Source organism: Enterobacter cloacae complex sp. 382A5 (genome assembly GCF_050031095.1).
GTDB lineage: Bacteria > Pseudomonadota > Gammaproteobacteria > Enterobacterales > Enterobacteriaceae > Enterobacter > Enterobacter cloacae.
Genome location: NZ_JBLGVK010000001.1, coordinates 4,158,951 through 4,179,186 on the forward strand (window position 1 = coordinate 4,158,951; position 20,236 = coordinate 4,179,186).

A 20,236-nucleotide genomic window follows, 5' to 3' on the forward strand; every position below is an offset into this window, starting at 1 on the left:
CATACCAATGCTTCGACCAATTAGCAGGATTTTTGTTTCCCACTGAAGCGGGTGTGAATACTAACCAAAGCGAATGACCTTCGCAAGGGCAATTTTGACGCATTGTATCAACTGCAGAAAAAAACAGCAAAAAGCCATTAAATGCTTAAAACTAAGGCGGCAAGCGCCGCCTTTTTAAACACTTACTGTGAAAAGTTATGCAGCTTTTACAGCATCTGCAATACGGTGCGCAAATTCAGTCACCTGCGCTTCGTCTTCGCCTTCCACCATTACGCGGATCAGCGGTTCAGTACCTGACTTACGCAGCAGAACACGCCCACGGTTGCCAAGCGCAGCTTCAACGTCTGCCATCACCGCTTTGACGTTATCATTTTCCAGCGGATCGCCTTTGCCTGCGGTGAAGCGCACGTTCACAAGGATCTGCGGGAACATTTTCATGCCGCTGCACAGATCGTGCAGGCTCATATGGTTGCGTGCCATCGCGGCAACAACCTGAAGCGCTGCCACAATGCCGTCACCGGTGGTGGTTTTATCAAGCAGGATCACATGGCCGGAGTTTTCAGCGCCAATGCGCCAGCCTTTCTCCTGCAGTTTTTCCAGCACGTAGCGGTCACCCACCTTCGCGCGAACAAACGGGATCCCCAGCTGTTTCAATGCCAGCTCCAGACCCATGTTGCTCATCAGCGTGCCAACCGCACCGCCGCGCAGCTGTCCCTGACGCAGACCTTCACGCGCAATAATGTAGAGGATCTGGTCGCCATCGACCTTGTTCCCTTCGTGGTCAACCATGATCACACGGTCGCCGTCGCCGTCCAGGGCAATACCCAGGTCCGCTTTTTCTGCCAGCACGCGTGCCTGCAGGGCACGAACATCCGTCGCACCAACCTGTTCGTTAATGTTCAGACCATCAGGCTCACAGCCAATGGTGATCACCTTCGCCCCCAGCTCGCGGAAAACATTCGGCGCAATGTGATACGTCGCGCCGTTTGCACAGTCCACCACAATTTTGAGGTGAGCCAGGCTTAGCTCGTTCGGGAAGGTCCCTTTGCAGAATTCAATGTAACGGCCAGCCGCATCGACAATACGGTTTGCTTTGCCCAGCTCAGCGGAATCAACACAGGTGATCTCTTTTTCCATTTCGGCTTCGATCGCCTCTTCCACATCATCCGGCAGCTTGGTGCCATCGATGGAGAAGAACTTGATACCGTTATCATAGAACGGGTTATGTGAGGCTGAAATCACGATGCCGGCTTCCGCGCGGAAGGTACGCGTCAGATAGGCGACAGCAGGTGTTGGCATTGGGCCAGTAAAGGATGCTGAAAGCCCGGCAGCGGCGAGACCGGCTTCCAGTGCGGACTCCAGCATATAGCCGGAAATGCGGGTGTCTTTGCCAATGATGATCTTACGCGAGCCATGACGTGCCAGAACCTTGCCAGCAGCCCAGCCAAGCTTAAGCACAAAATCAGGGGTGATTGGAGCATCGCCTACGCGCCCACGGATACCATCGGTACCAAAATATTTACGATTACTCATAGCGTTTCTTTTCCTTCGCTGCCAGTGTGGCTTCCACCACACGCATGGCTTCTACTGTTTCTTTAACATCATGGACACGGATAATATGCGCGCCTTGCATTGCTGCAATCACCGCGCAGGCCAGACTGCCGCTCAGGCGTTCACTCGGCCCGACATTCAGCAGTTGCCCAATCATCGACTTTCTCGACATGCCAACCAGCAACGGCAGGCCGAAATGATGAAACTCTGATAGGCGCGCAAGCAACGCATAATTGTGGGAGAGATTTTTACCGAAACCGAACCCCGGGTCGAGCAGCAATTTCTCTTTTGCGATACCTGCACGCTCACAGCGTGCAATATGCTCAATAAAGAAGCGATTCACATCTGCAAAGACATCCTCATACTTAGGCGCATCCTGCATCGTTTTCGGTTTTCCCTGCATATGCATCAGACAAACCGGCAGCCCGGTTTCCGCAGCCGCTTCAATCGCCCCCGGCTCGGTCAGAGAGCGGATATCATTGATGATGTGAGCACCCACTCGCGCCACTTCACGAATCACCTCTGGCTTAGACGTGTCCACGGATATCCACACCTCAAAACGTTGTGCGATGGCTTCAACCACCGGGACCACACGCGCCAGTTCTTCCTCCACTGAAACCTCTGCCGCCCCCGGACGCGTCGACTCACCGCCAACGTCAATGATGGTAGCGCCCGCGTTGATCATCAGATTGGCGTGCTTAACCGCCTCAATAAGCGTGTTATGCGTTCCGCCATCTGAGAAGGAGTCAGGGGTAACATTCAGGATCCCCATCACATGCGGATGTGAGAGATCGAGATGCGAGTCCTGGGCGAAAAGTTTCATGGCTAAATCCCTGGTATTAATGTGGTTAAACAAAAAAGAAAAACCCCGGAGCAAGCTCCAGGGTTTGAGGTACAGACACACTCGCCAACAGCAGTGACTTACTTGTCGCCCAACTGTTCTGACATGGTGTTACCCGGGTTCGGCGTACGCGGTTCATCAACCGGACGCGGCGCACGCGGGGTGCCATTGTTGTCAGAATTGTTGGAAGCGCCTGGGTCTTCCCAGCCTGCTGGCGGACGCACTTCGCGGCGAGCCATCAGGTCGTCAATCTGCGGAGCATCGATGGTCTCATATTTCATGAGCGCATCTTTCATCGAATGCAGGATGTCCATATTGTCGTTCAGGATCTGACGTGCGCGACCGTAGTTACGTTCAATCAGCGCTTTCACTTCCTGGTCGATGATACGAGCCGTTTCATCAGACATATGTTTCGCTTTCGCCACAGAACGGCCCAGGAATACTTCGCCCTCTTCCTCTGCATAGAGCAGTGGACCGAGTTTGTCGGAGAAGCCCCACTGAGTCACCATGTTACGCGCCAGGTTTGTCGCCACTTTAATATCGTTGGACGCACCGGTAGAAACATGTTCCGGACCGTAGATAATCTCTTCCGCCAGACGACCGCCGTACAGGGTTGAAATCTGGCTTTCCAGCTTCTGACGGCTGGCGCTGATCGCGTCGCCTTCAGGCAGGAAGAAGGTCACACCCAGCGCACGACCGCGCGGAATGATTGTCACTTTATGCACCGGATCGTGTTCCGGCACCAGTCGACCGATAATCGCGTGGCCCGCTTCGTGGTATGCTGTGGACTCTTTTTGCGCTTCCGTCATCACCATGGAGCGACGTTCCGCACCCATCATGATTTTGTCTTTCGCTTTTTCGAATTCCACCATCGACACTACACGTTTGTTACCGCGAGCGGCAAACAGTGCAGCTTCGTTGACCAGGTTAGCCAGGTCCGCACCGGAGAAGCCCGGAGTACCGCGCGCAATGATTGCCGCGTCGATATCTGGCGCCAGCGGTACGCGACGCATGTGCACTTTCAGAATCTGTTCACGACCACGAACATCCGGCAGACCGACCACAACCTGACGGTCGAAACGGCCTGGACGCAGCAGCGCAGGGTCAAGAACGTCCGGACGGTTAGTTGCCGCGATAACGATAATACCCTCGTTACCTTCGAAGCCGTCCATCTCAACCAGCATCTGGTTCAGGGTCTGCTCACGTTCATCGTGACCACCGCCCAGACCAGCGCCACGCTGGCGGCCTACGGCGTCGATTTCATCGATGAAGATAATGCACGGTGCTGCCTTTTTAGCCTGCTCGAACATGTCACGCACACGAGATGCACCGACACCCACGAACATTTCTACGAAGTCAGAACCTGAAATAGTAAAGAACGGTACCTTCGCTTCACCCGCGATGGCTTTCGCCAGCAGGGTCTTACCGGTACCCGGAGGGCCGACCATCAGGACGCCTTTCGGGATCTTACCGCCCAGCTTCTGGAAACGGCTCGGCTCGCGCAGGTATTCAACCAGTTCACCCACCTCTTCTTTTGCTTCGTCACAACCGGCGACGTCTGCAAACGTGGTTTTGATCTGATCTTCCGTCAACATACGCGCCTTGCTCTTACCGAACGACATGGCACCTTTGCCACCGCCGCCCTGCATCTGGCGCATAAAGAAGATCCAGACGCCGATAAGAAGCAGCATCGGGAACCAGGAGATGAAGATAGAAGCCAGCAGGCTCGGTTCTTCTGGCGGCTCACCTACCACCTTGACGTTTTTAGTCAGAAGGTTATCAAGCAGCTTAGGATCGTTCACCGGGATGTAAGTCGTGTAACGGTTACTATCTTTCTTGGTAACGTTGATCTCACGTCCGTTGATACGCGCTTCGCGAACCTGGTCCTGATTGACCTCCTGCAGGAAGGTAGAATAATCCACCTTGCGGCCATTCGACTCGCTGGGCCCAAAGCTCTGGAATACTGACATCAGCACAACGGCAATGACCAGCCAGAGTATTAGGTTTTTCGCCATGTCACTCAAGGGATTAACCTCATATTACAACTGTGTTAAAAACAGCGTCAGGATACTCTATATCCAGTGTCATTCAAACTTTCGTCTGAAATCTACCGGTTATCATTTTCGCCCGGTCGCTACAATATACACTTCACGGGAACGGGCCCGGGAAGAGTCCGGCTTACGAACTTTAACCTTCGCAAACAGGGAGCGAATTTCCTTAAGATACTCCTCGAAACCTTCGCCCTGAAACACCTTCACAACAAAACTACCACCAGGCGCTAGTACATCACGACACATTTCTAACGCTAGCTCCACCAGATACATGGCGCGGGGGATATCCACCGCCGGTGTTCCACACATATTTGGTGCCATATCCGACATGACAACCTGGACCTTACTGTCACCAACACGATCAAGTAACGCTTTCAGCACTAATTCATCACGAAAGTCGCCTTGAAGGAAGTCGACACCAACGATGGGATCCATTGGTAAAAGATCGCATGCGATGATGCGGCCCGTGCCGCCAATCTGCGTTACCGCATACTGCGACCATCCGCCAGGTGCCGCACCGAGGTCAACCACCGTCATCCCCGGCTTAAAAAGTTTGTCACTTTGCTGTATTTCATCAAGTTTAAACCAGGCACGGGAACGCAACCCCTTTTTCTGTGCCTGTTGAACATATTTATCGCTAAAGTGTTCCTGAAGCCAGCGGCTGGAGCTGGCAGAACGCTTTTTACCTGTCATTTAACATTTCCGTCCTGGTTCATCGTTGCTTGCCTGTGACGTAAATTTCTACGCAGCTATTTGGCGATATAAGGGAGATGGCGGTAGAATGAACCGTTTTCAATCCCAACGTAAGCAAAAATATACGATGAATCTGAGTACTAAACAAAAACAGCACCTTAAAGGTCTGGCACATCCGCTCAAGCCTGTAGTCATGCTTGGCAACAATGGTTTGACCGAAGGGGTGCTTGCCGAGATTGAACAAGCGCTGGAACACCACGAGCTGATCAAGGTGAAAATTGCCTCTGAAGACAGAGACACGAAGAACTTGATCGTGGAAGCCATCGTGCGCGAAACCGGTGCCTGTAACGTGCAGGTCATCGGTAAAACGCTGGTGCTCTATCGCCCAACTAAAGAGCGTAAAATCTCGCTGCCACGCTAAGGATATCCTGAATTAAACACATTTTCTGTGTAAAACGAGGGATTTCTGTCAGCAGGTGAGCAAAATGCCATGCTCCTTGAGTTGATAAAAGGCCGCTATGCGGCCTTTTTCCTTTCTTTACAATGTATCAACATCTTCGTGGAGAGGCGAATTACAGGTACTCAACCTTAATAATTTCGTATTCCACTTCGCCACCCGGGGTACGGATGGTCACGACATCGTCCTGCTCTTTGCCAATCAGGCCGCGAGCAATCGGTGAGTTCACTGAAATCAGGTTCTGTTTGAAGTCTGCTTCATCGTCACCCACGATGCGGTAAGTCTGCTCTTCGTCAGTGTCCAGGTTCAGCACGCTAACGGTTGAACCAAAGATCACACGCCCATTGTTTGGCATTTTGGTGATATCGATAACCTGCGCATTGGACAGCTTAGCTTCGATATCTTTAATACGCCCTTCACAGAAACCCTGCTGCTCACGCGCCGCGTGGTATTCAGCGTTCTCTTTCAGGTCGCCATGCTCACGCGCTTCCGCGATAGCGGCGATGATTTCAGGGCGACGAACAGATTTCAGGAAATCCAGCTCTTCGCGCAGTTTTTCGGCACCACGTAAGGTCATCGGAATAGCTTGCATTTGTTATACCTCTTAAACATTCCTGTTGGGAGCAGTGTTCCCTGCCCCGGCCCTCATGAGCGGGCCAGAAGCAAAAAGAAAACCGACCCGGGAGCAACGCCCCAGGTCAGCAGCAATTTTCAATTTGATACGTATTTTACCGCGAAGTTCACTATGGGTCATCGTTTACTTTGCAGTGCCATGCACCGTAGTATGACGGTTTGTTTTCGGGTTGTTAGCGCGAGATTATGCGATTTTCCAGATTTATCATCGGATTGACTACCAGTATAACGTTCAGCGTTCAGGCCGCGAATGTTGATGAATACATTAATCAGCTCCCTGCCGGGGCCAACCTTGCTCTGATGGTGCAGAAGGTCGGCGCGCAGGCACCTGAGATTGACTACCACAGTCAACAAATGGCGCTGCCTGCCAGTACTCAGAAGGTGATCACTGCGCTCGCTGCCCTGCTTCAGCTTGGTCCTGACTTCCGTTTTACCACGACTCTTGAGACTAAAGGAGAGGTTAAAGACGGTGAGCTGAAAGGCGATCTTATTGCCCGTTTTGGCGGTGACCCCACCTTCAAACGTCAGGATATCCGCAACATGGTGGCGGTGCTGAAAAAATCTGGCGTGCAGAAGATCGATGGTAACGTGTTGATCGACACCTCCATCTTTGCCAGCCACGATAAAGCGCCGGGCTGGCCGTGGAACGACATGACGCAGTGCTTTAGCGCACCACCATCGGCAGCGATTGTTGATCGTAACTGCTTCTCGATTTCGCTTTACAGCGCGCCAAAACCGGACGATTTAGCGTTTATTCGCGTGGCGTCTTACTACCCGGTCACCATGTTTAGCCAGGTCCGAACGCTGGCAAAAGGCTCCCCGGATGCGCAATATTGCGAACTCGATGTGGTGCCCGGCGACCTTAACCGCTTCACGCTTACCGGTTGCCTGACGCAACGCGCCGATCCCCTCCCGCTGGCCTTCGCCATCCAGGATGGCGCAAGCTACGCGGGCGCAATTCTCAAGGACGAACTGAAACAGGCTGGGATCACCTATACCGGTACCCTGCTCCGCCAGACGCAGGTTAATCAACCCGGCACGGTTGTCGCCAGCAAACAGTCTGCACCGTTGCACGATTTGCTAAGGATCATGCTGAAGAAGTCTGACAATATGATTGCCGACACCGTGTTCCGCATGATTGGTCACGCGCGTTTTGGCGTTCCGGGAACCTGGCGTGCGGGTTCCGACGCTGTGCGTCAGATCCTTCGTCAGCAGGCGGGGATCGATCTGGGCAACACCATCGCTGTCGATGGTTCCGGGTTATCACGTCACAATTTGATCTCCCCGGCGACCATGATGCAAGTGCTTCAGTACATTGCACAACATGACACTGAGCTAAACTTTATTTCGATGCTGCCACTTGCCGGGCATGACGGTTCACTTCAGTACCGGGCCGGTCTTCACGCGGCCGGTGTGGACGGTAAGGTATCAGCCAAAACAGGTTCACTGCAGGGTGTTTACAACCTTGCAGGCTTCATCACCACCGCCAGCGGGCAGCGTCTGGCATTCGTGCAGTATCTTTCCGGCTATGCCGTCGAACCGGCCGACCAGCGCAATCGCCGTATCCCGCTGGTGCGCTTCGAAAGCAGGCTTTATAAGGACATCTACCAGAATAACTAGCGATGAAACTACTTATAGTTGAAGACGATCTGTTATTACAGGAAGGGCTGGCGCTGGCGCTGTCCAATGAAGGCTATGCCCTCGACTGCGCCGCCACGGCGGCAGAGGCGGATGCCCTGATCCAGAGCGGTGAATACAGTCTGGTGATCCTCGATCTGGGCCTCCCGGATAAAGACGGGGCCACGTTGTTAAGCCAGTGGCGGCGTCGCGGTGTCGACAACCCGGTGTTGATCCTGACGGCGCGCGATGCCATCGAAGATCGTATCAACGGCCTGGATTCCGGCGCGGATGATTATCTGGTGAAGCCGTTTGCCCTTGCAGAGCTACAGGCGCGCGTGCGTGCGTTAATTCGCCGCTATCAGGGGCACAGTGATAACTTACTGACCGACGGTGATATTACCCTGAATCTGCAAACTCAGCAGGTGCTCTGCCAGTCTCTGCCTGTTGAGGTCACACCGAAAGAGTTCGCCCTGCTTACGCGTCTGATCATGCGTAGCGGGCAGACGGTACACCGTGAAACCCTCCAGCAGGATATCTACTCTTGGCAGGACGATCCGGGGTCAAATACCCTTGAAGTCCACATTCACAATTTGCGACGCAAACTTGGCAAAGACCGGATAAAAACCGTTCGTGGCGTGGGTTATCGTCTGGAGAGACAGAAATGAACAGTATGCGTCGGCGATTAATGGTTTTGCTGGCGGTGATCCTGTTATTTTTCCAGTTGATAAGCGTGATTTGGCTGTGGCATGAAAGCCGCGAACAGATTGGCTTTCTGGTCAATGAAACGCTGTCTGCAAAGGCACGCAACAACCACGTTGAAAAAGAGATCCGCGAAGCGATTGCCTCGCTGCTGGTCCCTTCCCTGGTGATGGTCGGTTTTACCCTGCTCTTCTCCTTCTGGGCAGTCACCTGGATAACTCGTCCGCTGAAACAATTGCGGGCCAGTCTGGCGAATCGTTCGGCGGACAACCTCACTCCGCTGCCCATGTATTCAGACATGGAAGAGATTGGCGCCGTCACAACTTCTCTTAACCAATTGCTCGCCAGGCTTGATCACACCATACAACAGGAAAGGCTCTTTACCGCCGATGCCGCGCATGAACTGCGAACCCCACTCGCCGGGATCAGGTTGCATCTGGAACTGATGGCACAGTCAGGTTCGCCACAGGCTTCAGCATTAATCAGCCGTATCGATCAACTCATGCATACCATTGAACAGCTGCTGATGCTGGCGCGGGCCGGGCAGGCAATGGCGAGCGGCCACTATGAGACGGTAAACTGGACAGACAATATCATCACCCCGCTTGGCCTTGAGCATGAAGCCAAAGAACATACGGTGATATGGCCGGCCAAAAGTCCGCTAACGGTGCAGGGGGACGCGGTGCTTCTGCGACTCATGCTGCGTAACCTGCTGGAGAATGCCGGGCGCTACAGCCCCGCAGGGACCACCATCACAGTGACATTGACCGCACAGGACGGCGGTACGCGGGTCAGCGTAATCGATCAGGGTCCCGGTATTGATGAAGCACACCGGCAGTCAATTACCGAGCCGTTCCGTCGTCTCGATCAGCGCTACGGTGGCAGTGGCCTGGGTCTGAGCATTGTGCAACGCATTGTGCAGCTTCACCACGGAAAGCTGACGCTGGAGAATGCCGCAGAAGGCGGTCTCATTGCCAGTTGCTGGCTGCCTTCAACGTTAGAATAAAAAAAAGCCCCTGTATCAACAGGGGCCTTATCGGGTCATTAGTGCTTGTAGATGAACTCGACGCCTTCTTCGTCGTCTTCATCCCAGTCGTCGTCCCAGTCGTCTTCCTCTTCCGCTTCCAGCTCTTCAAGCTGTTGACGGTGGTAGTCATCCCACATGAATTCGACTTTTTCAGGCTGCTTCGCTTCTTCAGCCTGAACAACCGGGTTCTCGATGATAAAGGTCATCACATCCCAGCAGAGATCTTTCACGCCAACCTGGCTTGCCGCGGAGATCAGGTAGTACTTATCTTCCCACCCCATCGCTTCAGCAATGGCTTTCGCTTTTGCTTCCGCTTCGGCTTTATCCATCAGGTCAATCTTGTTAAAGACCAGCCAGCGCGGTTTGTTCGCCAGTTTCTCGCTGTATTTCTCCAGCTCGCCGACGATGATACGGGCATTTTCTACCGGATCGGACCCGTCGATCGGATCGATATCGATGAGGTGCAGCAGTACGCGGCAGCGCTCAAGGTGTTTCAGGAAGCGGATACCCAGACCGGCACCTTCCGCTGCGCCTTCAATCAGACCCGGGATATCGGCAACCACAAAGCTCTTCTCGTTATCCATACGGACAACGCCCAGGCTTGGCACCAGCGTGGTAAACGGATAGTCCGCCACTTTTGGCTTAGCGGCAGAGACGGCGCGAATAAACGTGGATTTACCAGCGTTTGGCATTCCCAGCATCCCCACATCGGCCAGCAGCATCAGCTCCAGCTGCAGGTCGCGCTTATCGCCCGGCGTACCCATTGTTTTCTGACGCGGCGTACGGTTGACGGAAGATTTGAAACGGCTGTTGCCCAGACCGTGCCAACCCCCTTTTGCAACCATCAGACGCTGACCGTGTTTGGTCATGTCGCCCATGGTCTCACCTGTACCCTGATCGATCACACGCGTACCCACCGGTACTTTGATGGTGACGTCTTTACCACGTTTACCGGTACAGTCACGGCTCTGGCCGTTCTGGCCACGCTCAGCGCGGAAAGATTTTTCGAAACGGTAGTCGATCAGCGTGTTGAGGTTCTCATCCGCCTCCAGCCATACGTCGCCGCCGTCGCCGCCGTCGCCGCCGTCAGGGCCACCACGAGGAATATATTTTTCACGGCGGAAGCTTACGCAACCGTTGCCGCCATCACCTGCCACGACCAGGATCGTCGCTTCATCAACAAACTTCATTTTACTCTCCGTAAATCATTCGCCTGAGCGGGGACCGCTTCATTTTTGCGCCAACGCCCCCAGAGACGATGACCAATGGCGGAATACATCGCGCCCGCAACCACGACAAACGCACCGAGATAGCCCAACAGGTTGAGCATCGGTCTGACGAAGACATCGGGCCAGGCCATTGATAACAAATCTGAAAATAACAGCGTAAACAGCGGAGTGAGCGTAATCAATGCGCTCACCTGTGCTGCCTGCCAGCGCGCCATTGCTTCGGCCAGCGCGCCATAACCGACCAGCGTATTCAGCCCACAAAATATGAGGCACGCCAGCTGCCAGTCACTAAGCTGGGTGATCACCCCCGGCTTCGCTAACGGCAATAATGCCATTGTACACAAAGTGTACAGCAAAAAGAGGATCTGCTGTGAGGCAAGACGACGCAATAACACCTTTTGCGCGACGCCATAGCTCACCCAAACCGTTGCTGCCCCCACACCGAAGATTACACCCCAGGTGTAATCGGTCAGGCGGGTAAAAATCTCTATCAGGCTGGTATTGAAGAACATTACCAGGCCACATAGCAGCATGCTCGCCCCGACGATCTGCGTACCGCGCATCTTCTCCTTGAGGATAACGACGCTGGCAACCATCATGCCGACCGGTGAAAGTTGACCAATCACTTGCGACGCCGTCGGGCTGAGATATTGCAGGGAAGAACTGAACAGAATGAAGTTACCAAACAGTCCCCCCGTCGCGATAGCCAGTAATACCAGCCAGCGCGGTTTACGGAAGAGACGCAGGGGCGGAAGCTTGCCTTTAACAGCAAGGATGGCCCCCAGGCCGATACTTGCCATCAGAAAGCGATAAAACACCACCGTAGGCGGTTCCATCACTTCCAGTACCTGCTTCATTGCAATTGGCAGCGCACCCCAGCACATTGCGGTTGTGAGCGCCAAAAGAATTCCAATGCCGGCCTGCTGCTTCATGCCCGTTTTCCCTACAGAAAAAATTACCGGGTTTCCAATGTAAAAAGCCCCGCAACAGGTTGCGGGGCTTTAATCCGTTACCGGACCGAGAAAACCTTACTCAGCAACGATGCTGATGTATTTACGGTTGTTCGGGCCTTTAACTTCAAATTTCACTTTACCGTCTGCTTTAGCAAACAGAGTGTGGTCACGACCGCAACCTACGTTGTTGCCAGCGTGGAATTTGGTACCACGTTGACGAACGATGATGCTACCCGCCAGAACGGATTCGCCACCGAAACGCTTAACGCCCAGGCGTTTAGCTTCTGAATCGCGACCGTTACGTGTGGAGCCGCCAGCCTTTTTATGTGCCATTTAAATCTCTCCTCAGGTCTTAGGCGCTGATGCCAGTAATTTTCACATCAGTGAACCACTGACGGTGGCCCTGCTGCTTACGGTAGTGTTTACGACGACGAAACTTAACGATTTTAACTTTCTCGCCACGACCGTGAGCAACAACTTCAGCTTTGATAACGCCGCCATCAACGAAAGGAACGCCGATTTTGACTTCTTCACCGTTTGCGATCATCAGAACTTCTGCGAACTCAACAGATTCGCCAGTTGCGATGTCCAGCTTTTCCAGGCGAACGGTCTGACCTTCGCTTACTCGGTGTTGTTTACCACCACTTTGGAAAACCGCGTACATATAAACTCCGCTTCCGCGCACATCCTCGTATGAATCAGAGTGCGCTATAAATATTCACAATAGGGCGCGAATATTACGCAAAACGCGAGCCTTTGACAAGTGCTACCATCAATACATGAAGAAAAAAAACACAACACGTACGGTAGCGTTTATCTGAGCCGTTTTTTCAGTACAATCAGCAATACTATTGATAAACCGAAACCCTTCGTTACCCCATTAAAGATGGGATAAACAGGATAAAAAGCCCGGCTTTTGCGATGAATTTAGAAAAAATCAACGAGTTAACCGCGCAAGATATGGCGGGTGTGAATGCAGCAATCCTGGAACAACTCAACTCTGATGTTCAGCTAATCAATCAGTTGGGCTATTACATCGTCAGCGGCGGCGGTAAACGTATTCGCCCGATGATTGCCATACTGGCCGCCAGAGCCGTGGGTTATCAGGGAAAGGCTCATGTCACTATCGCAGCACTGATCGAATTTATTCACACTGCGACGCTTCTGCATGATGATGTTGTGGATGAATCAGACATGCGTCGTGGCAAAGCCACGGCAAACGCCGCCTTCGGCAACGCAGCCAGCGTTCTGGTCGGTGACTTTATCTATACCCGTGCCTTCCAGATGATGACCAGCCTCGGCTCTCTGAAAGTGCTGGAAGTGATGTCTGAAGCCGTTAACGTGATCGCGGAAGGCGAAGTGCTGCAGCTGATGAACGTCAACGATCCTGACATCACCGAAGAAAATTACATGCGCGTAATCTACAGCAAAACCGCGCGCCTGTTTGAAGCCGCGGCGCAATGTTCCGGCATTCTGGCTGGCTGTACCGCTGCGCAGGAAAAAGGGCTGCAGGACTATGGCCGTTATCTGGGGACCGCATTCCAGCTGATTGACGATTTGCTGGACTACAGTGCTGATGGCGAAACGCTCGGCAAAAACGTCGGCGATGACCTCAACGAAGGTAAACCGACCCTGCCGCTGCTCCATGCCATGCACAACGGATCCGCTGACCAGGCGAAAATGATCCGTGAAGCGATTGAGCAGGGAAATGGTCGCCATCTACTGGAACCGGTACTGGAAACAATGGCCATCTGCGGCTCGCTGGAGTGGACGCGTCAGCGCGCTGAAGAAGAGGCGGATAAAGCCATCGCGGCACTGCAGGTCATTCCAGACAGCCCATGGCGCGATGCGTTAATCGGCCTTGCCCACATCGCCGTACAGCGCGATCGTTAACCTCTCGCTTCTCCCCGCGGCCTTCGCGGGGAGATTTCAATAAGTTCTTATAAATTCCATATTCGCGTAAAATCATCGGCTTACAGACCGCATGAATAAAGCCATGTCTTATTCTGAATATTCCTTCAAGTAACGCGAACTTTTTAGAGCCTGTGTTCAAAATGAGTATAGTAACCCCGTCGTTTCGGTAGAAATGACGTGGGTGATTACGAACACAAGGACAGCTTTATGGATATGAAATTTATCGACTGGCACTCAGCAGATATTATTGCTGCGCTGCGCAAAAAAGGAACATCGCTCGCCGCTGAATCACGTCGCAATGGATTGAGCTCATCAACGCTGGCAAATGCCCTGACTCGCCCCTGGCCAAAGGGTGAATTGATTATTGCATCGGCGCTGGAGACGCACCCGTGGGTCATTTGGCCCTCGCGTTACCACGATCCCATTACCCATGAGTTTATTGACAGAACACGCATGATTCGCCAGAAAAAAACCAGGAAAGAGCAACCGGCCTGACGCGCTTTTTTTGACAGGAACAGCAACCCCCCGGCCATCTCTGGCAGGGGGCTGCCGGAACGATTACTCGCCCTTCACACGCTCGATATTGGCACCCAGCGCGCGCAGTTTGTCTTCAATACGCTCGTAACCACGATCGATGTGGTAGATACGATCCACAACCGTCGTTCCTTCCGCGATACAACCCGCTAATACCAGGCTCGCAGACGCACGCAGATCGGTTGCCATAACCTGCGCACCGGAGAGCTTCTCAACACCGTGGCAAATCACTGTGTTACTTTCGATCTCTGCATGTGCGCCCATACGGATCAGCTCCGGTACGTGCATGAAGCGATTCTCGAAGATAGTCTCGGTGATCACACCGGTACCTTCCGCCACCAGGTTCAGCAGCGTGAACTGAGCCTGCATATCGGTCGGGAATGCCGGATGCGGCGCCGTGCGAACGGTTACCGCTTTTGGACGTTTACCGTGCATATCAAGGCTGATCCAGTCTTCACCGGTTTCGATATCCGCACCCGCTTCACGCAGCTTCGCCAGCACCGCATCCAGGGTGTCAGGCTGCGCATTACGGCAAACAATCTTGCCGCCAGAAATGGCCGCAGCCACCAGGAAAGTCCCGGTTTCAATACGGTCTGGCAGAACGCGATACACACCGCCCCCCAGACGCTCAACGCCTTCAATGGTGATGCGATCGGTACCCTGGCCAGAGATTTTTGCACCCAGCGCCACGAGGAAGTTGGCAGTATCCACAATTTCCGGCTCGCGCGCGGCGTTTTCGATAATGGTGGTACCTTCTGCCAGCGTTGCCGCGGACATAATGGTGACGGTTGCGCCAACGCTCACTTTGTCCATGACAATGTGCGCGCCTTTCAGGCGGCCATTAACGGACGCTTTAACGTAACCTTCTTCCAGTTTGATCTCCGCGCCCAGCTTCTCCAGACCGAAGATATGCAGGTCAACAGGACGCGCGCCAATGGCGCAACCACCAGGCAGTGACACCTGTCCCTGACCAAAACGCGCTACCAGCGGGCCAAGCGCCCAGATGGATGCACGCATGGTTTTCACCAGGTCGTACGGTGCTGAGAAGTTGTTCACGTTGCTGGCATCGATCCAGACGGAGCCATTACGCTCGACTTTCGTCCCCAACTGGGTGAGCAGCTTCATGGTGGTGTCGATATCTTTCAGCTTCGGTACGTTCTGAATTTCTACCGGCTCTTCCGCGAGCAGCGCAGCAAAGAGGATCGGCAGCGCGGCGTTTTTCGCGCCAGAAATTGTGACTTCGCCCTGGAGGCGCGTCGGCCCCTGTACACGAAATTTATCCATGGTGTGCTCTCTTATAAATTCAACCGTGCTGCGGGCGCATCGCCCTCAGCTCAAAAACCGTTTAGTTTGCGATCGCGTGCCCACTCTTGCGGGGTGAACGCTTTAATCGACAGGGCGTGGATGCGGTTATCCGCAATATATTCCATCAGCGGCGCGTACACAGCCTGCTGTTTCTTCACACGGCTCATACCGTCGAACATCTCACCCACAGCAATAACCTGGAAGTGACTGCCATCGCCTGTGACGTGGGCTTCCTGAAGGGAGAGTGCATTCATCAGCACTGTCTGGATTTCATGATTTTCCATGGGTTCTTAATCATCTGATAGTGAAAACAAGCCCAACATCTTAGAGCAAAGTGGCGTCGTCTTAAACAAGCAAAAAGCCCCGACGATGAAACTGTCAGGGCTTTCAGAAGTAACGCACTGAAAATATTAATGCGGCAGTACGTCCTGAGGAAGATTGTAGAGCTGCGCCAGGGTGACGACATTATCGCTGGCCCCGTGAAGCATTACGGTTGCCCCCTGCTTTTTCCCCACGGCAATGAGGTGGGCAAGCAGCGCCACCCCAGCCGTATCTACCCGCGTGACACCGCTCAAATCGATCAGCGTAACGCCCTGCATGGCGTCATGGCGTTTATCCCATAACGGGTTGAGCAGATCCTGATCGAGTTCACCGGACAGCTTTAATGTTTCGCCCTCACGCGACCAGCTCAGTTGCTGCGACATTACTTCTTCTCATCCAGGGTGATTTTCTGGCGAGAGATAGACTGCAGCTGGGCGGTCAGGCCATCAATGCCTTTAGTACGCAGCAGGTCGCTCCACTCATTCTGTTTAGTCGTGATCATGCTCACCCCTTCGGCGATCATGTCATACGCCTGCCAGTTGCCGGTCTGGCTGTTTTTACGCCACTGGAAATCCAGGCGAACCGGTGGACGACCGTTAGGATCGATGATCGTGACGCGAATAGGCACAATGGTGGCATCACCCAGCGGCTGTTCCGGTGCAATCTGGTAGGTCTGGCCGTGGTACATCGCCAGCGCCTGGCCGTAAGCCTGTTTCAGGTATTCACGGAAGGCAGCAAAGTAGGCTTCACGCTGCGCAGGGGTAGCGTCTTTGTAATAACGCCCCAGCACCAGCGCACCGGCATATTTGATCTGCACATACGGCAGCAGCTCCTGATCGACCACGTCACGCAGATAATCAGGATTAGAACGAATTTTAGTCTGTTCGTTTTTAAGACGATCGAAGGTTTTCTTCGCGGCTTCGTCCATCAGTTTGTACGGGTTGCTCTGATCCGCGGCGTGTGCTGCCGTGAGAGGGGCAATAACCAGCATGGCAACCATTAACAGTCGTTTAAACATGAATGACTTCTCCTGATATTAATTCGTCGTGCCAGGTGTCGGTGCGACGTTGGTATGATCTTCAGTCTGCGCAGGGGCAGCATCGGACTTTTTATCATCTCCCTTACTGTTGTAAAGGAACTGACCAATCATGTCCTCCAGCACCATCGCGGACTTGGTATCCTGGATCACGCTACCGTCTTTAAGGATAGTCGTTCCAAGCTCAGGATCTTCAAAGCCAACGTTCAGTGCCAGATATTGTTCGCCCAGCAGGCCGGAGGTGCGGATAGAAAGCGAGCTGGTATCCGGGATATGGTTGTAACGCTCTTCAATATCCATCGCCACGCGCGGCAGATAGGTTTTTTCATCAAGCGTAATGTCAGCCACACGGCCAATAACCACACCGCCAATACGCACAGGAGAGCGCGCCTTCAGCCCTCCGATATTGTCGAAAGTGGCATAGATGCGATAAGTCGGTTCGGTACGCACTGAGGTGATATCCGCCGCTCTCAGGCAGATAAACAGTGCGGCAAGCAGTGCCAGCAACAGGAACACGCCGACCCAAATTTCATTTTTTCTCGTTTGCATGAACTCAATTCCCAAACATCAGTGCGGTGAGCACAAAATCCAGACCCAGTACGGCCAGCGACGAATGTACGACAGTACGTGTAGTTGCACGGCTAATGCCCGCCGACGTCGGGATGGCATCGTAACCATTAAATAACGCAATCCAGGTGACCGTAATGGCAAATACCACGCTTTTAATCAAACAGTTAACCAGATCCATTCGCAGATCGATGGCGTCCTGCATGGCAGACCAGAAGAAACCGGCATCAATCCCTTTCCAGTGAACGCCCACCAGCGAACCGCCCCAGATACCGACGGCCACAAACAGGATAGTCAGCAACGGTAAGGAGATAACCCCTGCCCAGAAACGGGGGGAGATAACACGCCGCAACGGATCGACCGCCATCATTTCCATACTGGAAAGCTGCTCGGTAGCACGCATCAGACCAATCTCTGCGGTGAGTGCCGACCCCGCGCGTCCGGCAAACAGCAGTGCCGCCACCACCGGCCCCAGTTCACGCAGCAGCGAAAGCGCCACCAGCATGCCGAGGCTGGTTTCCGCGCTGTAGGTCGTCAGCACAAGGTAGCCCTGCAGCCCCAGCACCATGCCGATAAACAGACCGGACACAATGATGATGAGCATCGACAGCACGCCGACGTTATAGAGTTGCCGTACCAGTAAAGGCGCGTGCTTGCGGAACTCCGGCTTGCCGACCAGCGCGTTGAACAACATCAATCCGGCGCGCCCGAACGTCCTGATGGTTTTTATGCCACGGTGTCCAAGAGCGGCCAACGCATTTAACAGCATGAGTGGCTTAACTCCCTATTCCCAATAAATCGTCACGATAGTCGCCCGCAGGGTAGCGGAACGGCACAGGCCCATCCGCAATACCGTCGAGGAACTGCCGTACTCGCGGATCGCAGTTTTCCTGCAACGCCTGGGCGCTGCCGTGCGCGACGATCCTTTTGTCTGCCACAATGTAGGCATAGTCGGCAATACTCAACACTTCCGGCACATCGTGAGACACCACAATGCAGGTGACGCCGAGCGCGCTGTTCAATTCAGAGATGAGCTTCACCAGCACGCCCATCGTAATTGGATCCTGTCCGACAAACGGTTCGTCGAACATGATTAAATCGGGTTCCAGCGCAATGGCTCTCGCCAGCGCGGCACGGCGCGCCATGCCACCAGACAGCTCTGACGGCATCAGCTTTGCGGCGCCACGCAGCCCTACCGCCTCCAGCTTCATCATTACCGTGCTTTTCAGCAGCTCTGGCGGAAGCTGCGTATGCTCGCGCAGCGGATAGGCGACATTATCAAAGACGTTCATGTCGGTGAACAAGGCTCCCGACTGAAAGAGCATGCTCATCCGCTTGCGCACAGTATACAGGCGCGACCGCGACATCTCCGGTACGTTTTCGCCATCGAAGAGGATTTCACCGCTATCGGGTGGGATCTGCCCACCGATAAGTCGCAGCAGGGTCGTTTTACCGATCCCGGACGGTCCCATGATGGCTGTGATTTTGCCATGCGGCACGGTCAACGAAATATCATCAAATATCAATCTGTTGCCGCGAGAAAAGCTCACCCCACGGACATCGACTAAATTCGCCATCGTTTGGCTCATTTACGGTTCCTTTCTTACCCTGCTTCATGCGAAGCGTGAAGCTTAAATCAGCCCTAAACCCCACATTTTTACAGAATATTAGCCGTAGAGGTTAGCGAAAGCTGGCATTTGTTTTACTTTTCCGGCGCATAAAGTCAAAATTAGGAATTCGTTACGTCTTAGGCTGTATGCAGCGCTAACAATTCCCGCGCGGTGGACCGGCGAGTATACCTGAAGAAAGGACTTTTGATGCTTTTAGCAACAGCACTGTTAATAATTGGTTTACTTTTGGTGGTCTACAGTGCTGACCGTTTGGTGTTTGCTGCATCGATCCTGTGCCGCCTCACTGGCGTCCCCCCTGTTGTCATCGGGATGACCGTGGTCAGTGTTGGAACCTCCCTGCCTGAAATCATCGTCTCTGTGACGGCATCGCTGCATGGTCAGATAGACCTTGCTGTTGGCACCGCGATTGGCTCTAACATCGTCAATATTCTGCTTATTCTGGGCCTGGCCGCGTTGCTCCATCCATTTCGCGTGCATTCTGATGTTCTGCGCCGGGAATTGCCGCTAATGTTGATCGTAAGCCTGTTGGCAGGATGCGTATTTTACGATGGCGTTCTGAGCTACAGTGACGGCATTTTCTTGCTGGCGCTGGCGGTCATCTGGCTGCTCTATAGTGTTAACATTGCCCGCCTGGCGGAAAAACAGGGTCAGGACAGCCTGACGCGTGAGCAGGTCGCCGAGCTACCGCGTGAAGGTACGCTGCCAGTTGCACTGCTCTGGCTGGGTGTCGCGTTGATCATTATGCCCATGGCAACACGGATGGTCGTGGATAACGCGACGGTACTGGCGAATTATTTCGCCATGAGCGAACTGACCATTGGCCTGACCGTGATCGCCATCGGCACCAGCCTGCCGGAGCTGGCCACGGCCATTGCCGGGGCACGTAAAGGTGAAGATGACATCGCCATCGGCAATATTATCGGCTCGAACATCTTCAATATTGCCATCGTCATGGGCCTGCCAGCCCTGATAACGCCAGGGCCGTTTAACCCGCTGGTCTTCTCACGTGATTACGGGGTGATGTTGCTGGTGAGCGTTATCTTTGCACTGCTCTGCTGGCGGCGGCAACGACAGATCGGCAAAGGCGCAGGCGCGCTGCTGACGGGTGGATTTATTGTATGGATGGCGATGCTGTACTGGCTTTCGCCTCTTCTCTCTGGGTAAACGGAAACGC

23 protein-coding genes are annotated in these 20,236 nt (G+C 53.7%); 7 read left to right on the forward strand and 16 right to left on the reverse strand.

The genetic code is table 11. From position 1 onward, the window contains the following. Positions 1 to 195: 195 nt before the first annotated feature. From glmM to rlmE, 4 genes are all read right to left on the reverse strand, one after another. Positions 196 to 1,533, reverse strand: coding sequence for a phosphoglucosamine mutase (gene glmM / locus ACQG2G_RS19620; RefSeq protein WP_013098919.1), 1,338 nt, complete (start codon positions 1,531 to 1,533; stop codon positions 196 to 198). Continuing rightward, on the reverse strand, positions 1,526 to 2,374 hold the full coding sequence (folP, locus tag ACQG2G_RS19625) for a dihydropteroate synthase (RefSeq protein WP_020687345.1): 849 nt from the start codon (positions 2,372 to 2,374) through the stop codon (positions 1,526 to 1,528). The genes glmM and folP overlap by 8 nt, the downstream gene beginning before the upstream one ends. A gap of 98 nt (positions 2,375 to 2,472) precedes the next feature. After that, positions 2,473 to 4,407, reverse strand: a complete 1,935-nt coding sequence (gene ftsH, locus ACQG2G_RS19630; protein WP_013098921.1) for an ATP-dependent zinc metalloprotease FtsH — start codon at positions 4,405 to 4,407, stop codon at positions 2,473 to 2,475. 102 nt (positions 4,408 to 4,509) lie between these two features. Further along, a complete protein-coding gene (gene rlmE / locus ACQG2G_RS19635; protein ID WP_003861812.1) occupies positions 4,510 to 5,136 on the reverse strand; it encodes a 23S rRNA (uridine(2552)-2'-O)-methyltransferase RlmE in 627 nt (208 codons plus the stop codon). A gap of 127 nt (positions 5,137 to 5,263) precedes the next feature. Here rlmE and yhbY point away from each other — a divergent pair, with 127 nt between their 5' ends. Next, the gene (yhbY, locus tag ACQG2G_RS19640; RefSeq protein ID WP_014833438.1) at positions 5,264 to 5,557 is read left to right on the forward strand and encodes a ribosome assembly RNA-binding protein YhbY; all 294 of its coding nucleotides are present in this window, start codon (positions 5,264 to 5,266) and stop codon (positions 5,555 to 5,557) included. A gap of 151 nt (positions 5,558 to 5,708) precedes the next feature. Here the strand turns inward: yhbY and greA are convergent, their stop codons facing one another. Beyond that, on the reverse strand, positions 5,709 to 6,185 hold the full coding sequence (gene greA, locus ACQG2G_RS19645; RefSeq protein ID WP_013098923.1) for a transcription elongation factor GreA: 477 nt from the start codon (positions 6,183 to 6,185) through the stop codon (positions 5,709 to 5,711). 227 nt (positions 6,186 to 6,412) lie between these two features. Here greA and dacB point away from each other — a divergent pair, with 227 nt between their 5' ends. From dacB to pmrB, 3 genes are read left to right on the forward strand one after another with little or no spacing between them, the layout of a single operon-like run. Beyond that, the gene (dacB, locus tag ACQG2G_RS19650; protein WP_045293570.1) at positions 6,413 to 7,846 is read left to right on the forward strand and encodes a serine-type D-Ala-D-Ala carboxypeptidase; all 1,434 of its coding nucleotides are present in this window, start codon (positions 6,413 to 6,415) and stop codon (positions 7,844 to 7,846) included. A 2-nt stretch (positions 7,847 to 7,848) separates the two neighbouring features. Further along, a complete protein-coding gene (pmrA, locus tag ACQG2G_RS19655) occupies positions 7,849 to 8,511 on the forward strand; it encodes a two-component system response regulator PmrA (protein ID WP_013098925.1) in 663 nt (220 codons plus the stop codon). Continuing rightward, positions 8,508 to 9,551 carry a two-component system sensor histidine kinase PmrB gene (gene pmrB, locus ACQG2G_RS19660; RefSeq protein WP_058651423.1) on the forward strand — a complete coding sequence of 348 codons (1,044 nt, stop codon included), beginning with the start codon at positions 8,508 to 8,510 and terminating at the stop codon, positions 9,549 to 9,551. The genes pmrA and pmrB overlap by 4 nt, the downstream gene beginning before the upstream one ends. A 38-nt stretch (positions 9,552 to 9,589) precedes the next feature. Here pmrB and cgtA read toward each other — a convergent pair whose 3' ends face one another. The 4 genes from cgtA to rplU form a co-directional block, all read right to left on the reverse strand. Next, positions 9,590 to 10,762: an Obg family GTPase CgtA gene (gene cgtA, locus ACQG2G_RS19665; RefSeq protein ID WP_013098927.1), complete on the reverse strand. Its 1,173-nt coding sequence runs from the start codon at positions 10,760 to 10,762 to the stop codon at positions 9,590 to 9,592. After that, positions 10,759 to 11,733, reverse strand: coding sequence for a DMT family transporter (locus ACQG2G_RS19670; protein WP_040021935.1), 975 nt, complete (start codon positions 11,731 to 11,733; stop codon positions 10,759 to 10,761). The genes cgtA and ACQG2G_RS19670 overlap by 4 nt, the downstream gene beginning before the upstream one ends. 96 nt (positions 11,734 to 11,829) lie before the next feature. Then, entirely contained in the window at positions 11,830 to 12,087 is a 258-nt protein-coding gene (gene rpmA / locus ACQG2G_RS19675) for a 50S ribosomal protein L27 (protein ID WP_004385076.1), read from the reverse strand. Positions 12,088 to 12,106: 19 nt separating this feature from the next. Next, positions 12,107 to 12,418 carry a 50S ribosomal protein L21 gene (gene rplU / locus ACQG2G_RS19680; protein WP_003025032.1) on the reverse strand — a complete coding sequence of 104 codons (312 nt, stop codon included), beginning with the start codon at positions 12,416 to 12,418 and terminating at the stop codon, positions 12,107 to 12,109. A gap of 257 nt (positions 12,419 to 12,675) precedes the next feature. Here rplU and ispB point away from each other — a divergent pair, with 257 nt between their 5' ends. Both ispB and sfsB read left to right on the forward strand, forming a co-directional pair. Further along, positions 12,676 to 13,647 (forward strand): octaprenyl diphosphate synthase, encoded by a 972-nt coding sequence (ispB, locus tag ACQG2G_RS19685; protein ID WP_013098929.1) that lies wholly within the window; start codon positions 12,676 to 12,678, stop codon positions 13,645 to 13,647. A gap of 228 nt (positions 13,648 to 13,875) precedes the next feature. Beyond that, the gene (gene sfsB / locus ACQG2G_RS19690; protein ID WP_013098930.1) at positions 13,876 to 14,163 is read left to right on the forward strand and encodes a DNA-binding transcriptional regulator SfsB; all 288 of its coding nucleotides are present in this window, start codon (positions 13,876 to 13,878) and stop codon (positions 14,161 to 14,163) included. Positions 14,164 to 14,226: 63 nt separating this feature from the next. On the opposite strand, the gene murA is transcribed toward sfsB, so the two are convergent. From murA to mlaF, 7 genes are all read right to left on the reverse strand, one after another. Next, a complete protein-coding gene (murA, locus tag ACQG2G_RS19695) occupies positions 14,227 to 15,486 on the reverse strand; it encodes a UDP-N-acetylglucosamine 1-carboxyvinyltransferase (protein WP_013098931.1) in 1,260 nt (419 codons plus the stop codon). 50 nt (positions 15,487 to 15,536) lie between these two features. Continuing rightward, the gene (gene ibaG, locus ACQG2G_RS19700) at positions 15,537 to 15,791 is read right to left on the reverse strand and encodes a BolA family iron metabolism protein IbaG (RefSeq protein WP_008501458.1); all 255 of its coding nucleotides are present in this window, start codon (positions 15,789 to 15,791) and stop codon (positions 15,537 to 15,539) included. 126 nt (positions 15,792 to 15,917) lie between these two features. Beyond that, on the reverse strand, positions 15,918 to 16,211 hold the full coding sequence (gene mlaB, locus ACQG2G_RS19705) for a lipid asymmetry maintenance protein MlaB (protein WP_023622313.1): 294 nt from the start codon (positions 16,209 to 16,211) through the stop codon (positions 15,918 to 15,920). Then, positions 16,211 to 16,846, reverse strand: a complete 636-nt coding sequence (gene mlaC / locus ACQG2G_RS19710; protein WP_061771694.1) for a phospholipid-binding protein MlaC — start codon at positions 16,844 to 16,846, stop codon at positions 16,211 to 16,213. The genes mlaB and mlaC overlap by 1 nt, the downstream gene beginning before the upstream one ends. Positions 16,847 to 16,864: 18 nt before the next feature. Further along, positions 16,865 to 17,413 (reverse strand): outer membrane lipid asymmetry maintenance protein MlaD, encoded by a 549-nt coding sequence (gene mlaD / locus ACQG2G_RS19715; protein WP_013098934.1) that lies wholly within the window; start codon positions 17,411 to 17,413, stop codon positions 16,865 to 16,867. Between the two features lie 4 nt (positions 17,414 to 17,417). Continuing rightward, the gene (mlaE, locus tag ACQG2G_RS19720; RefSeq protein ID WP_010436044.1) at positions 17,418 to 18,200 is read right to left on the reverse strand and encodes a lipid asymmetry maintenance ABC transporter permease subunit MlaE; all 783 of its coding nucleotides are present in this window, start codon (positions 18,198 to 18,200) and stop codon (positions 17,418 to 17,420) included. Positions 18,201 to 18,207: 7 nt separating this feature from the next. Continuing rightward, positions 18,208 to 19,020, reverse strand: coding sequence for a phospholipid ABC transporter ATP-binding protein MlaF (gene mlaF / locus ACQG2G_RS19725; RefSeq protein ID WP_013098935.1), 813 nt, complete (start codon positions 19,018 to 19,020; stop codon positions 18,208 to 18,210). Between the two features lie 228 nt (positions 19,021 to 19,248). On the opposite strand from mlaF, the gene ACQG2G_RS19730 reads away from it, so the two are divergent. Next, complete coding sequence (locus ACQG2G_RS19730) at positions 19,249 to 20,226, forward strand: calcium/sodium antiporter (RefSeq protein WP_061771693.1); 978 nt, start codon at positions 19,249 to 19,251, stop codon at positions 20,224 to 20,226. Positions 20,227 to 20,236: the final 10 nt, after the last annotated feature.